A 15,682-nucleotide genomic window follows, 5' to 3' on the forward strand; every position below is an offset into this window, starting at 1 on the left:
TGGCGCACAAAATAAAATTATTAATCGAATCATTGTTCTAAATACAAAGCATCAGTAATGAACATGAAGATCGCTCCGAAACGTTGGTACAGGCTTATTCCTATTGCTTTTATAACGTATAGCCTTGCTTATCTTGACCGTGCAAATTTTGGTTTTGCGGCCGCGGGTGAAATGGCAAAGGATCTTAATATTACTTCAGCTACTTCTTCTTTATTAGGGTCACTTTTTTTTCTTGGATATTTCTTTTTTCAAATTCCGGGAGCACATTATGCTGCAAATAAAAGTGCAAAGAAACTCATCTTCTGGTCGCTGATATTATGGGGCGCACTTGCCATGGCAACGGGTTTGGTAAGTAACATTACACTACTGATCATTATTCGTTTTATGTTGGGCGTTGTGGAAAGTGCCGTAATGCCTTCAATGATTATTTTATTGAGCAGGTGGTTCACTAAACAAGAACGTTCAAGAGCCAATACATTTTTAATTCTTGGTAATCCTGTTACCATTTTATGGATGTCTATTTTATCCGGTTATTTGATTGATGCAGTGGGCTGGCGCTGGATGTTTATCTGGGAAGGGTTGCCTGCAATTATCTGGGCATTTTTCTGGTGGCGTTTGGTGAACGATAAACCGTCAAATGCAAAATGGTTAACGCAGGAAGAAAAGCAATCTGTGGAAACGGCTTTACAAAAAGAGCAACAGGGAATAAAACCTGTGAAAAATTATGCTGCAGCATTCAAATCAAAAGTGGTGATATTATTATCCCTGCAATATGCATTGTGGAGCATTGGAGTATATGGTTTTGTAATATGGCTTCCTTCCATTATTAAGGCTGCACCAGAAATGAGCATTATCAAAACAGGCTGGTTGTCTTCTTTACCTTATGCATTTGCGGTGATAGGCATGCTTACTGCATCTTACTTCTCTGACAAAACACTGAACAGAAAAGCTTTCGTGTGGCCCTTTCTTTTAATTGCATCCATAGCATTTTATGGTTCGTATCTCACAGGTACCAGTAACTTCTGGTTATCGTTTGCGTTGCTTATCATTGCAGGCACAGCTATGTATGCGCCATACGGTCCGTTCTTTGCGATCATTACAGAAATATTGCCTGCAAATGTTACAGCTGGTGCCATTGCATTGATCAATAGTTTTGGTGCGTTGGGATCTTTCGCAGGTTCTTATCTGGTAGGTTATTTAAATGGCTCAACAGGTGGTTTTGGAGCTTCTTATATTTTTATGTCGGGTTCATTGTTACTTTCGGCAATCATAACTTTAGTTGCTGTAAAAGACAGTGATCGGATTCCTAAAGAAACATTATCAAAAGCAGTTGCATAATAATTGAGCTTTAAAAATAACAAAATGAAAAAAATATCAGTTTATTTTATAATGCTGTTGCTTTCAGTAGCAAGCTTACATGCAGCAGCACAAATAACTCCCACAGCACTAACAAAGAAACAGGTAAATGACTGGTTTCAAAAAAGGGAATGGTTAGCTGGCTTACCATTGCAGCCACATGCATCAATAAACAAAACTGTGTTCGCCAGACAATACCAGCTTAATAAAAATTATTGGGATAAAGCATTTGCATTTTTAAAAGAACATGATCTTGCAACCATGGCAGCGGGCAGGTATGCAATCGATGGTGATAATGTTTATGCTATTATAACAGAGAATCCAACGAAAGTTGTTGATAGCGCAAAGTGGGAATCTCATCGCAATTATATTGACCTGCATTTGGTAATAGCAGGAGAGGAGAAGATAGGCGTTGCTGATATTACAAAGCTTACTGTTACCATGCCTTATGATGTAACAAAAGACTTAATGAATTACTCAGGTGATGGTAATTTTTATACTGCTGTGCCCGGCACTTTTTTTCTTTTCTTTCCTTTAGATGCACACAGGCCAAACATTACAACCGGTGGCAACAAGCCTGATAAAAAAATTGTTATAAAGATCAGGTATGCAGAATAAATTTTTTTGGGGACGAGCTAAAGTTTTCTATGGCATCGGTTGTTGTGTCACTCACTTGTACGTTCTGTTTTATGGCGACATGTAGAAAGATTTATTTTAGCTGCATTAAATATCAACAGTACAAGAGTGCGACGCAACGATGCTTAATGCATGTATTGTAGTTGAGGTCACAAAATCTGTTTTAAAACGCAAGTAAAGTTTGTATACGCTGAATAACTTTTTCAGGCGTAGGAAGCATGGCTGCTTCGAGTGCAAGATTGATAGGAACAGCAGGTAAGTTCATTGCACCCATTACTTCAACGGGTGCATCGAGCTGCATAAAACAATTATAAGTAATACGGTGTGCAAGCGATTCTGCGAAGGAATTGTTTTGTTGTTCTTCACTAAGCACAAGGCACTTGCCATGTTTGTTCACGGTTTCAAAGATCAGTTCTTCATCAAGTGGGAATAAAGTGCGCAGGTCAAGAATCTCTACCTGCCCCGGAAATGCAGCAGCAGCACTCTTTGCCCAATACACGCCCATACCGTAAGTGATGATGCAAACAGTTTCGCCTCTTTGTAATTTTTGTATCGAAGCTGGTAAAATAATATTTGCTTTACCAAGTGGTAATATATAATCTTTGGAAGGTTCAATGGTTTTTGCTTCATCAGTGCCAGGCACTTTGCTCCAGTAAAGACCTTTGTGTTCCAGCATTACAACAGGATTGGGATCGTAGTAAGCAGCTTTCATCAAACCCTTTATATCTGCAGCATTGGAAGGATAACAAACTTTAATGCCTTTGATGCTAAGCAAAGTTGTTTCAATACTACCACTGTGATAAGGCCCACCACCACCATATGCACCGATGGGTACACGCAATATCATACTCACCGGAAACTTGCCATTGGACAAATAGCATGACTTGGATATTTCTGTAACCAGTTGATTAAACCCGGGATAAATATAATCTGCAAACTGTACTTCAACAATTGGCTTTAAACCAACGGCAGACATGCCCACTGTTGAACCAACAATGTATGCTTCCTGTATAGCCGTATTGAATACACGATGATCGCCAAATTTTTCTGCAAGCGTTGCAGCTTCACGAAACACACCACCAAGGCGGCGTCCTACATCCTGCCCATAAAGTATGCATTCATCATGCTCCTGCATTAATTCTTCTATGGCATGTAATGCAGCATCTACCATAATAATTTTTTCGCCATTGGTCGGTGTTCTTATTCCCTGTTCTTTAATTATTGGAGTAGGAGCAAATACATGGTCAGCAACTGTTGAAGGCAGAGGGTCCGCAGCCTGCATTGCCTCTTCAAAAGCCTGCTGTACCGTGGCTTTTGCTTCGTCTTCAATACTGTTTATTTCCAGTTCTGTGAAGCCATTACTAAAAAGGATACTGCGCATTTTTGGGTAAGGGTCTCGTTGTGCATGCTCCTCAAGGTCTTCCGTACTTCTGTAAAATTCTTTACGCACACCACTGGTATGATGACCCAGTAAAGGAACTGTTGCGTGTACCAAAACTGGCCTGCGTATATTTCTTACGAAAGCAATAGCCATGCGCATCGTTTCGTAAGCCGCTATAAAATCAGAACCATCTACCTGCATTCTGTGCATACCCGGAAAGCCATCAGCATATTCAAAGGCATTCATGGCACGGGCCTCATCTGCTGTAACGCTGATGCCCCAGTTATTATCCTGTACCAGATAAATAATGGGCAACCCTTTCAATACAGCAAATTGAAATGATTCACTTACTTCTCCTTCGGTAACACTGTTGTCGCCAAGACTACAAATAACAACAGGCATTTCATTACCCGCTCCTTTTATGAATAAGGGAGAATTGGTTTGTTCTAAATATTGTAACCCTTGCGCAATACCTGTTGTAGGTATGGCTTGCATGCCTGTGGCGCTGCTCTGGTGTATAATTTTTGCTTTATTTACATCAAGGCTTGAAGGATGGCAATAATAAGAGCGGCCACCAGAAAAAGGATCACTCGCTTTTGCAAGTAATTGCAGCATCATTTCGTATGGTGTAAAACCAAGAGAGAGCAGAATGCTGTCATCCCTGTAATAAGGACTTATATAATCGCAGGAAAGAAGTTGTAAACCGGTAGCTATTTGTATTGCTTCATGACCTTTGGAAGTGGAGTGAACATACTTACATACCTGGCGGTTATTTTCATAGATATCCGCCATACTGCGTGCAGTGGCCATTAAACGCCAGGCTTTAGCAAGATTAGTTTTAGTAAACATGCGCAAATATCCGTCGGTGCATTCAATTAACGGACTAGAAAGATGTTTATTTCACGGTGAGGGAAAATACCTGTTTCTTTTCAAGGTATCCGGTAAGTTCATCGCCAACCACACATTCGCCAACGCCGGCAGGTGTGCCGGTAAAAATAAGATCACCTATATTGAGGGAGAAATATTGAGAAATGTTTGCCACAATACTGTCGAAAGAAAATATCATCTCTGAGCTGGAGCCTCTTTGTACTGTTTCGCTGTTTAGATCCATCGAAAACTGAAAAGGTTTTTTTAATAATTCAGGCGTAAGATCCATCCATTCGCCAATAAGCGCAGAATTGTCCCAGGCTTTTGCTTTCTCCCAGGGTAATCCTTTTTTCTTTAATTCCTGTTGTACATCACGTGCAGTAAAATCAATACCAACGGTAATAGCATTGAAATAACGGCTGGCTGCATATTCAGGAATATACTTTCCATTCTTAGATACTCTTAGTACCAATTCGGCTTCGTAATGGAGTTCGTTGGTAAATTCGGGATAATAAAATTGCACATGCGGTTGTATTAAAGCGCTTTTAGGCTTTAAAAAGATAACAGGTTCATCAGGAACATCATTATGCAGTTCCTTTGCATGTTCTACATAATTGCGACCGACGCAAAATATTTTCATAGATTCAGATTCTGTTTTAGGGTAATACAGGAAGTTTTGTTTCCATAAGGTAATCAGTTATGTCCGTTTTAGTATATATGTCCTTAGTGCAAGATAAAAAATGCCACCCACTTAATTAAATAAATTCTGCTTTATTTATTGCATTCATAGTTTTTTCTATCCCCATTGTGGAAAAGTTTTCAATAGTTTCAATACATGCCTGTACTTTCTTTGATACAACGGGTATTTCTTCAGGGAACCATTTGCTCAAAACAAATTCTGCCTGCATACCACGTGGATAATTATTACCAATACCAAAGCGCAGTTTTGGATATTTATCTGTTCCTAAGGTAAGTTCTATATCGGTTAATCCATTATGCCCACCGCTGCTGCCACCTGGTCTTAATCTCAGTTTACTTAATGGTAACGCAAGGTCATCAACAATGGTCAATGTATTTTCTAAAAGTATCTTTTCTTTATCAAGCCAGTATTTAAATGCCTTACCACTAAGGTTCATATAAGTAGTGGGCTTTATACAAATAAATATTTTTCCTTTCCATTTTACTTCTGCTACTTCAGCCAGCCGCTGTGTTGCGAATGAACCATTATGCTTTAGAGCAAAAGCGGTAACAACATCAAAGCCTATATTGTGACGTGTGTGTGCATATTCCATTCCTATATTTCCTAAACCAACTATAAGAAACTTTGACATAACTGCTGATGATTAAAAGGCTTTTGTGTAAGCTATGATTATTTGTTGCGGCGATCATCATGGCTATTACAGTACAAGAGTGCGACGCAACGATGTTGCCCAAAGCTATGCTGCCGGGCTCAAAAAAACATGTATAGATAAATTTATAAAAAAGCCCTGTACAAAATTTGTACAGGGCCATGTATCATAATTTTAAGTCTTATTTTTTTGCTGCAGGTGCTTTAGCCGCAGGTGCTGCTGCTTTAGCTGCAGTTGCCGGAGCCGCTGCTTTTGTAGCCGGAGCTGCTGCTTCTTCCTGTTTCAACTGACGCGTCATAACAACTGATGCTACAGAGATACGCGGAGAGTTTAATACCTCCATATTCTTTGCAACGATGTCTTCAACACGAATGTTACCATTGATCTCAAGATTGGTAATATCAACTTCTACAGTTTCTCTAAGATCTTTAGGTAAAGCTTTTACCTTGATAGCCTTCATTTTTAAAACCAGCTTACCACCATTCTTAACACCAATTGCTGCGCCTGTAAACTTAAGTGGCAGTGTGGCTACAACTTTTTTGTCTTCTACCAGTTCCATCAGGTCAACATGGTTTAATGCATCAGAAACTTTGTCAAATTGCAGGTCTTTGAGAATGCAAACATGTTTGTTTCCATCAACCTGTACTTCTGCCAACTGAAATTCACCGGTATACACCAACGACTTAAAAGCCTTCGCTGAAGCGAAAAAGTTCACTTCTTTAGCGCCCCCGTAAATTACACCAGGCACCATTTCCTGAGAGCGAAGCTGGCGGGCTGCTTTTTTGCCAATTTCGGTCCTCAGTTGTCCTTCGATTGTAATTGTCTTCATTTTTGTTTTGTTTTATTTTAAAAGAACTATTTAAAATTTTTTTGAGCCAAACTTTTGTTCTAACCTTATCGTTCCTTGCGTCGCACTCTTGTACAGCCGGTGCTTTGTGCTGCTTTATTTTTTTCCTCTTAACTGTGAGTGTATAAACAAACTTGTAATACTCTTATTCTCGTAAGCATTTCTTATTGCTATTGCAAAAAGATCAGCTACAGAGATCACTTTAATTTTTGCAGTTTGCTGTTTTAAAGGAATGGTATCGCAAACAATCAATTCTTCCAGCACACTATTCTCAATATTTTCGTAAGCATTGCCACTTAATATAGGATGTGTACACAAAGCCCTCACACTTCTTGCGCCTTTTTCTTTAAGCAAACCTGCAGCTTTTGCAAGTGTACCACCGGTATCGCAAATATCATCTATAAGAACTATGTCCCTGCCTTCCACCTCACCAATTACAACCATGCTTGCTATTTCATTTGCACGTTTTCTGTGCTTGTCGCAAATAACCATATCTGCATTAAAATAACTTGCAACTTCCCTTACTCTGTTTGTACTTCCCACGTCAGGGGCGGCAAAGGTAAGGTTCTCCAGCTTAAGTTGCTCAATATAAGGAATGAAAATTGCCGAACTGTCTAAGTGGTCTACCGGAATTTCGAAAAAAGCCTGTATTTGGGGGGCATGCAAATCCATGGTTATCACCCTGTTTGCTCCTGCAGCTTCTAATAAAGTAGCAACTAATTTAGAACCAATGGCAACTCTTGGTTTATCTTTTCTGTCCTGTCTGCTAAAACCATAATAAGGTATAACTGCAATGATTTTGTAGGCGCTGGCACGTTTAGCAGCATCGATCATCAATAGCAGTTCCATCAGGTTATCGGTGGGGGCAAAAGTGCTTTGGACGAGGAAAACATAATCACCACGAATGCTTTCCAGAAAGATTGGTTGAAATTCACCGTCACTGAATTTTTGGATATTTACTTTTCCAAGTGATGCACCAAAACGTTGCGCTATTCTCTCGGCAAGTTCATGAGAACCATTGCCGGAAAATATCTTTACAGATGGACCCATATAATTTAGATATGCGGCGAAGATAGAAATTAGGAAATGAAATTGTATTTTGATACTTGATAAATTTTCAACATGCAGGGGACAAGTATTAAACACTGGTCTGAAGATGATAGGCCAAGAGAAAAAATGTTACTCAAAGGAACAGATGCTTTAAGTAATGCTGAGCTGCTGGCCATCATTATTAATAACGGGACCAGAGAAAAATCCGCTGTGGATGTAACAAAAGAACTGCTTGCGGCTGTTGGTAACGACTTACATCGTCTTGGAAGATTAAGCGTAAAAGAAATTGTAAAGCTAAAAGTAAAGGGCATCGGAGAAGCAAAGGCAGTTGCTATTGCTGCAGCACTGGAGGTAGGTATAAGACGTGAGGCTGCGGACAATAAAAAAGATGTTGTATTAAACAGTAAAGACATTGCTGAATTTCTGCGTGCGAAATTAAAATACATGAAACGGGAAGTATTTGTGGTGGTTTTTCTTAACCGTGCAAATAAAATAATGCATCATGAAATTATTAGTGAAGGAGGTATAACAGGCACAGTGGCTGATCCACGAATTATTTTAAAGAAAGCGTTGGAACATGATGCTGTGAATATTATTCTTTGTCATAACCATCCAAGCGGTAGCATTAAACCCAGCAGGCAGGATGAAGAACTGACACAAAAAATAAAAGAAGCCGCCAGGTATCTTGACATAAAAGTAATGGATCACATTATTGTAAGTGAGGAAGGCTATTACAGCTTTGCCGATGAAGGCATGCTTTAATTGCTGAATAGCAAATAAAGCGTACAAGTGAGTGACACAACAAAAACTTAATAGTAGCAACACAGCCCGACACAAAATAGAAATCCCCGCTTACAGCAGGGATCTCAATTTATGGTTGACGGTGATAAACTATTTTACTTCCACTTTCAGGTCAATATTTTTTCCATCCTGAAGATATTTCTCATACTTCTCCGTTACTTCAGCAGAAAGCTCCTTTCCATTGACAATCAACTTACCATCCTGTAATTGAATATTAATATTGTCGCCCGAAGCCACCCCATCTTCTTTAAGCTGAGCAATGAGCTTACTCATTTCATCATCTCCATTTACAGTCATATCAATTGTACTATTGTCTTTGCCTTCATCTTTATTTTGAACACGTATCTCGATCTTCTTCTGAGTTGTTGACGCAACAGCATCTGTCGAATGCATTTGTGCAAGCGTTGGTGCAATAACCAATGAAACAATAGACATCAGTTTGATAAGGATATTCATAGAAGGTCCTGATGTATCTTTAAAAGGATCACCTACTGTATCACCAGTTACAGCGGCTTTGTGCGGTTCACTCTTTTTCTTGTATATCACACCATTTATTTCAACACCTTTTTCAAAACTCTTCTTTGCATTGTCCCATGCGCCACCTGCGTTGTTTTGGAACATACCCATTAATACCCCGCTAACAGTCGCACCTGCAAGAAAACCACCCAATGCTTCAGGACCCAATAAGAAACCAATTATCAACGGCGCAACAATAGCAATGCCACCTGGCAACATCATTTTCTTAAGAGAAGCTTCTGTAGAAATGGCCACACATTTATCATACTCAGGCTTACCTGTACCTTCCATGATACCAGGAATAGTACGAAACTGTCTGCGTACTTCTTCCACCATTGCCATAGCTGCCTGGCCCACTGCACGTATGGCCAATGAAGAAAATATAAAAGGTATCATGCCTCCAACAAACAAGGAAGCAAGTACATCAGCTTTATAAATATCAATCCCTTTAATGCCTGCAACACCTACAAATGCTGCAAACAAAGCTAATGCAGTCAATGCGGCAGAAGCAATTGCAAAACCTTTACCTGTTGCAGCGGTTGTGTTACCAACAGCGTCAAGAACGTCTGTTTTTTCACGAACATCTGGTGGCAATTCACTCATTTCTGCAATGCCACCTGCATTATCTGCAATAGGTCCGAATGCATCTATTGCCAATTGCATAGCAGTCGTTGCCATCATACCTGCCGCGGCAATAGCCACCCCATATAAACCTGCACAATAGTAAGAGCCATAAATACCACTTGCCAATACAAGGATTGGTAAGAAAGTAGATTCCATACCAACAGCCAAACCACCAATTACATTGGTGCCATGGCCTGTCGCACTCTGGCGTATGATGCTCAGCACAGGGCGCTTACCCATAGCTGTATAATACTCCGTGATCATACTCATTAAAGTGCCCACTGCCAAACCAACAGCAATAGCACCAAGCACACCCCATTTGGTAAATTCTATTCCACGCAATTCCATTGTTTCCGGAAGAATATAATATACAAGCCCAATACTTGCAAGACCCGCCAAAATCATAGAACCCCAATTCCCCATGTTCAATGCTTTTTGAACAACAGCATTGCTAATGCCTGCACTGTCACTGATCTTAACAAAGAAAGTGGCTATGATAGAAAAAATAATTCCTGTTGCAGCTATCAGCATTGGTAAAAGAACAGGTGCAAGTCCACCAAAATTATCAACAGAAACAGTTTCCTGGCCAAGCACCATTGTTGCTAAAACAGTTGCTACATAAGAACCAAATAAATCAGCGCCCATACCTGCCACATCACCTACGTTATCACCCACGTTATCTGCAATGGTTGCAGGGTTGCGCGGATCATCTTCAGGAATACCTGCTTCCACTTTCCCCACAAGGTCAGCACCTACGTCAGCAGCTTTTGTATAGATACCACCGCCTACACGTGCAAACAATGCAATAGATTCAGCGCCCAGCGAAAAGCCCGTAAGTACTTCAATTGATTTTAGCATAGCGGCTTTAAACTCAGGAGAGCCGCTTGTATAATCCCCTACAAAACTCATGTAAAGTATAATAAAAATACTACCAAGACCAAGCACTGCAAGCCCGGCAACACCAAGCCCCATTACTGAGCCACCAGTGAAGGAAACATTGAGTGCTTTCGCCAGGCTTGTTCTTGCTGCCTGTGCCGTACGCACATTAGCTTTGGTAGCCACACGCATACCTATATAACCTGCTGTTGCGCTGAACACACCACCCACTATAAAAGAGATGGCGATAGACCAATGCGATTCAGGGTTGCTGTTTGCCATTACACCTAATAATATGGCAGCAATAATTACGAAGTAGGAAAGAATCTTCCATTCAGCTTTCAAAAAAGCCATGGCACCTTCAGCAATATATGCACTTATCTCTTGCATCCGTGCATTACCCGGGTCTTGTCTGGAAACCCAGTTAAATTTGATCAACGTGTAAAGAAGCCCGATAATACCCATCAAAGGAACTGCATAAAACAAACTGTTCATAAGCAAATGTTAGTATTTTAAAAATGGTCGTAAATATAGGGGATTAATATTAAAATCAAACCAAACTAATTGCTGCCACAGCATTTGGGGAAAAGGGGTGGATTTTTTTATAAAGGGCATTGATATTTTGTTTCACGAATGTTGAATTAACTATTTGTACAAGCTTCAGTATTTCATGGCCACCTGGTTGTGTCACTCACTTGTGCTAAATAACGTTGGGCATCTGTAATTAATTTATGTATGCATTACGTGCTTATATTTAATACCACATTATTATCCTTTTCTTAATTATAAAATTATGATACTTAAAAAAAATACTTTTTTAAAAATTGCTGCTACATTAATATGTTTTACTATTGGTTTTCACACAAACGCACAAACTAATACATCAGTATATGACAAAGCATTGGCTGATTCATTAGGTGCAGACGAGTATGGCATGAAGATGTATGTTTTAGTGATGCTGAAAACAGGAACAAACCAAACAACAGATAAAGCAACAACAGACAGTTTATTTAAGGGCCACATGCAAAATATTAGCCGCCTGGTAAGCATAAAAAAGTTAGTGGTAGCCGGGCCATTACAGAAGAATGAAAAAAATTATCGTGGCATTTTTATATTAGATGTGAACACTTTGGAAGAAGCCAGGTTATTAATAAATACAGATCCTGCCATTAAAGCAAAATTACTCGACGCAGATATGTTTCTTTGGTATGGTTCTGCAGCGCTGCCTGAATATTTACCCTATCATGAGAAAGTACAAAAGCAAAGTCATTAAAAATAAAAAAAACCCTGTCTTCAAATCTCCGTGTCTATAGAGATACTCGAAGAAGCCTCTATGGGTACTAAATGTAGCTTGATCATCATAATCACCACAGTGTCCGCTGCATGAAGAACCAAAAGTATAAGCGTGCGACGCAACCAAAGCCTAATAGTTTTACTACTGTCCGGTAAAAAATAGTTTGCAAGTAAAGATGTATTTGTTTTTTAGCCGAACTCAAAAATAAGTACAACCATTTAAGTATGTCGCAAACCGCTCAACCATAATAATGGGTTTAATAAAATAACTTGATGTTATTTTATCTACGAAATATTTCGTTAATTTTATAAAAAATCTATTATGAAAAAAATATCTCTTGCTTTTATGCTACAGTCTATTAGTTGCATGACAGTATTTGCACAGGATAAAATAAAAATAGAACCGAGCGGCAACATTATTAGCAAAGAAATATCCGTACAGGCATTTGATGCAATAAATGCCAAAGGTCTTTATGAACTTGTTTTGCAACAAGGCGATAAGGAAACTGTAAAAATAGAAGCCGACGATAATTTGATGGATCTTTTTTCTGTAAAGAATAATGGCAATACACTTGAAATTGACATGCCCAACCTAAAAGATAAAAACATTGATTTCAAAAATAAAGATGACAGAAAATCTTTGAAACTGAAAGTCTATGTAACTTTTAAGAAGCTAAAAAGCCTTGATCTTTCGGTTATCGGCAGTGTACGCTCCGAAGCAACCGTAAAAGCAGATGCATTTAATTTAGAAAGCAAGAGCGTAGGCAATGTTGACCTTAAATTAAGTGCTGGTATATTAACCGTAAACAATAAAGGCGTGGGCAATATAACACTAAGCGGTAATGCAAATAACGCAGATGTAAGTAATAAAGGCGTGGGGGAGTTTAATGGTGGCGATCTTGTTGTTCAAACCATGAACATTGATAACACAGGCGTTGGAAATGCCAATGTTAACGTTGTAAAAGACCTTAATATCAAACAATCATTTCTTGGAAAGGTAAATAATAAGGGCGCTGCAAAAACGCATAAAATGGAAGGTGTGGAAATGTAATGTTTTGGGCAACGGTTTTTAGTATATAAACCATTCTGAGAAGGGAAATAAGAGCCACCGGTTATTTACTGGTGGCTCTTGAATGATGACATCAGCCAATTATTTTATAACCTCTTCAATTTTTTCACTGATAGCTGACAGTAGGTTTTTATCTAGGTTATTTAAGTACTTTTCATCCTGACCCGGCATAGTTACTACTCTTAACTTCCTTTCTTCATCAGGTTCAAAGTAAACTTCCAGTTCACCAATCAATACGATTATCTTATAAGAATATCCTTGTTGAAGTAATGTTGCCTGATATTCTTTTTCTTTATTCTTATAAGTTACTGATAAAGTAAAATAATCGTTCATTTTCCTACAAACATATGCTATCGTGAATTACGAAAACAAGACTAACATTTTGACTTTGGGGACTTTTTGAAATCTGCATAGTGGAAATGGCAGGTTATAATAAATAAAAAGCTCATAGGTTTTTAATCTATGAGCAATGATTTGTAGCGAGATCGGGAGTTGAACCCGAGACCTTTGGGTTATGAATCCAACGCTCTAACCACCTGAGCTACCTCGCCAAACGGGCGGCAAAAATAGTGGTTTTACGTTTAAAAAAACAAACAAAGTGTTTCATTTTTATTCTGTCACCATATGCTCCAAAAATGAAAGTATTACAGTATAACAGCAGTTGTCATAAAAACAGCAAGTTGTTCTCTTCTTAATATCAGTCTTAACTTTAGAAGCAGCTTTCAGTTTTCAATTCTTAACTGCTATAAACTATGCTTGTGCAGTTGGCCCACCAAAATTCATAGGAATTTCTATTTGTTCGAGGTCCTGTATTTTTCCGTTGGCGGCTTCGTAGCGGTCCACATTTTCCTGTAAAGCACGCATAAAACGTTTAGCATGCATAGGAGTGAAAATGATCCTTGATTTTACTTTGCTCTTGGGTGTACCGGGCATTACATTCACAAAATCTATTACAAATTCTGCATGGCTATGTGTTATAATGGCAAGGTTAGCATAACTACCTTCTGCTACTTCTTCAGTAATTTCTATATTGAGTTGATTGTTTTGTGGTATCTGTTGATCTGCCATGTGGGTATTTTTTACAAATGTAGGGTTGATGCAGGAAAAACAATAAGCAGGTTTTAAAAAGTTGCCTAAAGAACAGAATGTACAAGTGTGCGACGCAAGTGGCGATGCCATAAAAAACTACAGCCGGGTTCATAATAATTTCTCTTATAAAAATGATGAATAATGCTTAAACTTGCCGTCCAATCAAAAACGATCTACTATGGACGCAGCAATTCAAACGAAAGTAAATACATGGCTGAATGGCAGTTACGACCAGGCAACTAAAGATGAAATTTTACGACTGCAAAAAGACAGTCCTGATGAATTGGTTGAATCGTTTTACCAGAATCTTGAATTTGGTACCGGCGGTCTGCGCGGAATAATGGGTGTTGGTACCAATCGCATCAATAAATATACAGTAGGCATGTGCACGCAGGGCTTTGCTAATTATCTAAAAAAGACATATCCCGATATTGAGATAAGAATGGCGATTGCACATGACAGCCGCAACAACAGCCGCTTCTTTGCAGAAACAACAGCCAATGTTTTTGCGGCAAACGGCATAAAAGTTTTTTTGTTTGAATCACTAAGGCCAACGCCGGAACTAAGTTTTGCTATTCGTCATTTCAAATGTAATGGCGGCGTGGTTTGTACAGCATCGCATAATCCTAAAGAATACAATGGTTATAAAGCATACTGGAATGATGGCGGACAATTGGTACCACCACATGATAAAAATGTTATTCGTGAAGTAGAAGCAATAACCAATGTTGATGAAGTAAAATGGGATGGGGGAGAAGCACACATTACATTGATCGGTGCTGATGTTGACGCTGCATATATTGATATGGTAAAAGGTTTAAGTGTGTATCCTGATGTTATTGCTGCGCAGCATGATCTTAAAATCGTTTACACTCCAATACATGGTACAGGTATAAAATTAGTACCCGGGGTGTTGAAAGCATTTGGGTTTACCAATGTTACCATCGTTGAAGAACAGAGTACACCTGATGGAAATTTTCCAACAGTTGTTTACCCAAACCCTGAAGAGAGCGAAGCGATGAGCATAGGTTTGAAAAAAGCCAAAGCATTAGATGCGGATATTTTATGCGGCACTGATCCTGATGCAGATCGGGTTGGCATTGCTATCAAAAATCATAAAGGTGATTGGATGTTAATGAATGGCAACCAGACCGCAGTACTTGCTTTCACATACATGATGGAAGCACGCAAAGCAAAGGGTATTGCGCAACCAAATGATATGGTAGTAAAAACAATTGTCACCACCGACATGATCTATAATGTTGCTAAGGCAAATGATGTTGCGTGTTATGATGTGTTAACTGGTTTTAAATGGATCGCAGAACTAATTAAGGAAAAAGAAGGCAAAGAAAATTATGTGATCGGTGGTGAAGAAAGTTTTGGTATGATGATCGGCGATAAAGTGCGTGATAAAGATGCTGTATCTGCGGTTGCACTGCTTTGCGAAATGGCAGCTTATGAAAAAAGTAAAGGACGTTCATTGTATGATAAACTGATCGACCTCTATGTAAAATATGATTTCTATCTTGAACACCTTATCAGCATTACCAAGAAAGGTATGCGCGGGCAGGAAGAAATTGCAGAAATGATGCAGGGTTATCGTAACAATCCGCCTGCGACAATTAATGGCACTAAGGTGGTGCACTTACTCGATTATCAATTACAGGTTGGAAAAAATCTTGTTACTAATGAAATTTGGGATATTACTTTACCAAAGAGTAATGTGTTACAGTTCCTGTTAGAAGATGGAACAAAAATTTCTGCAAGACCAAGCGGCACAGAGCCAAAGATCAAATTCTATTTTAGTGTGAATACAAAGCTTGCGAGCAAAGAAGCTTATGACGATACACATGCAATGTTGATGAATCGCATTAAAGCTGTGATAGAAGATATGAAGCTGAAATAAGTTTTAGGTAGTAAGTAATAAG

The 15,682-nt window shown here is 38.9% G+C and carries 14 protein-coding genes and 1 tRNA gene; 6 read left to right on the top strand and 9 right to left on the bottom strand.

Annotated features, from left to right (window positions below; translation table 11 throughout):
• Positions 1 to 57 precede the first annotated feature (57 nt).
• Together FRZ67_RS00465 and FRZ67_RS00470 are read left to right on the top strand one after the other, a co-directional pair.
• Entirely contained in the window at positions 58 to 1,338 is a 1,281-nt protein-coding gene (locus FRZ67_RS00465; RefSeq protein WP_147187647.1) for an MFS transporter, read from the top strand.
• Positions 1,339 to 1,362: 24 nt separating this feature from the next.
• Complete coding sequence (locus FRZ67_RS00470; protein ID WP_147187648.1) at positions 1,363 to 1,974, top strand: NanQ anomerase/TabA/YiaL family protein; 612 nt, start codon at positions 1,363 to 1,365, stop codon at positions 1,972 to 1,974.
• Between the two features lie 181 nt (positions 1,975 to 2,155).
• Here FRZ67_RS00470 and FRZ67_RS00475 read toward each other — a convergent pair whose 3' ends face one another.
• The 5 genes from FRZ67_RS00475 to FRZ67_RS00495 form a co-directional block, all read right to left on the bottom strand.
• Positions 2,156 to 4,222, bottom strand: coding sequence for an alpha-ketoacid dehydrogenase subunit alpha/beta (locus tag FRZ67_RS00475; protein ID WP_147187649.1), 2,067 nt, complete (start codon positions 4,220 to 4,222; stop codon positions 2,156 to 2,158).
• Positions 4,223 to 4,268: 46 nt separating this feature from the next.
• Positions 4,269 to 4,880 carry a fumarylacetoacetate hydrolase family protein gene (locus tag FRZ67_RS00480; protein ID WP_147187650.1) on the bottom strand — a complete coding sequence of 204 codons (612 nt, stop codon included), beginning with the start codon at positions 4,878 to 4,880 and terminating at the stop codon, positions 4,269 to 4,271.
• 115 nt (positions 4,881 to 4,995) lie between these two features.
• Positions 4,996 to 5,571, bottom strand: a complete 576-nt coding sequence (pth, locus tag FRZ67_RS00485; protein ID WP_147187651.1) for an aminoacyl-tRNA hydrolase — start codon at positions 5,569 to 5,571, stop codon at positions 4,996 to 4,998.
• A gap of 199 nt (positions 5,572 to 5,770) precedes the next feature.
• Positions 5,771 to 6,418: a 50S ribosomal protein L25 gene (locus FRZ67_RS00490; RefSeq protein WP_147187652.1), complete on the bottom strand. Its 648-nt coding sequence runs from the start codon at positions 6,416 to 6,418 to the stop codon at positions 5,771 to 5,773.
• Positions 6,419 to 6,532: 114 nt separating this feature from the next.
• Positions 6,533 to 7,486 carry a ribose-phosphate pyrophosphokinase gene (locus FRZ67_RS00495; RefSeq protein WP_147187653.1) on the bottom strand — a complete coding sequence of 318 codons (954 nt, stop codon included), beginning with the start codon at positions 7,484 to 7,486 and terminating at the stop codon, positions 6,533 to 6,535.
• A gap of 72 nt (positions 7,487 to 7,558) precedes the next feature.
• On the opposite strand from FRZ67_RS00495, the gene radC reads away from it, so the two are divergent.
• Positions 7,559 to 8,248, top strand: a complete 690-nt coding sequence (gene radC, locus FRZ67_RS00500; RefSeq protein ID WP_147187654.1) for a RadC family protein — start codon at positions 7,559 to 7,561, stop codon at positions 8,246 to 8,248.
• 129 nt (positions 8,249 to 8,377) lie between these two features.
• Here the strand turns inward: radC and FRZ67_RS00505 are convergent, their stop codons facing one another.
• Complete coding sequence (locus tag FRZ67_RS00505) at positions 8,378 to 10,798, bottom strand: sodium-translocating pyrophosphatase (RefSeq protein WP_147187655.1); 2,421 nt, start codon at positions 10,796 to 10,798, stop codon at positions 8,378 to 8,380.
• Between the two features lie 298 nt (positions 10,799 to 11,096).
• On the opposite strand from FRZ67_RS00505, the gene FRZ67_RS00510 reads away from it, so the two are divergent.
• Positions 11,097 to 11,576 (top strand): YciI family protein, encoded by a 480-nt coding sequence (locus tag FRZ67_RS00510; protein ID WP_192903891.1) that lies wholly within the window; start codon positions 11,097 to 11,099, stop codon positions 11,574 to 11,576.
• 342 nt (positions 11,577 to 11,918) lie between these two features.
• A complete protein-coding gene (locus FRZ67_RS00515; RefSeq protein ID WP_147187656.1) occupies positions 11,919 to 12,647 on the top strand; it encodes a head GIN domain-containing protein in 729 nt (242 codons plus the stop codon).
• A 99-nt stretch (positions 12,648 to 12,746) separates the two neighbouring features.
• Here the strand turns inward: FRZ67_RS00515 and FRZ67_RS00520 are convergent, their stop codons facing one another.
• The 3 genes from FRZ67_RS00520 to FRZ67_RS00530 all read right to left on the bottom strand — a co-directional run bounded on the left by FRZ67_RS00520 (position 12,747) and on the right by FRZ67_RS00530 (position 13,733).
• On the bottom strand, positions 12,747 to 12,998 hold the full coding sequence (locus FRZ67_RS00520) for a hypothetical protein (protein WP_147187657.1): 252 nt from the start codon (positions 12,996 to 12,998) through the stop codon (positions 12,747 to 12,749).
• Between the two features lie 144 nt (positions 12,999 to 13,142).
• Positions 13,143 to 13,216: transfer RNA gene (locus FRZ67_RS00525), tRNA-Met, on the bottom strand.
• 199 nt (positions 13,217 to 13,415) lie between these two features.
• Positions 13,416 to 13,733, bottom strand: coding sequence for a DUF3467 domain-containing protein (locus FRZ67_RS00530; RefSeq protein ID WP_147187658.1), 318 nt, complete (start codon positions 13,731 to 13,733; stop codon positions 13,416 to 13,418).
• 199 nt (positions 13,734 to 13,932) lie between these two features.
• On the opposite strand from FRZ67_RS00530, the gene FRZ67_RS00535 reads away from it, so the two are divergent.
• A complete protein-coding gene (locus FRZ67_RS00535) occupies positions 13,933 to 15,660 on the top strand; it encodes a phospho-sugar mutase (protein WP_147187659.1) in 1,728 nt (575 codons plus the stop codon).
• Positions 15,661 to 15,682: the final 22 nt, after the last annotated feature.

This window comes from Panacibacter ginsenosidivorans (assembly GCF_007971225.1).
GTDB lineage: Bacteria > Bacteroidota > Bacteroidia > Chitinophagales > Chitinophagaceae > Panacibacter > Panacibacter ginsenosidivorans.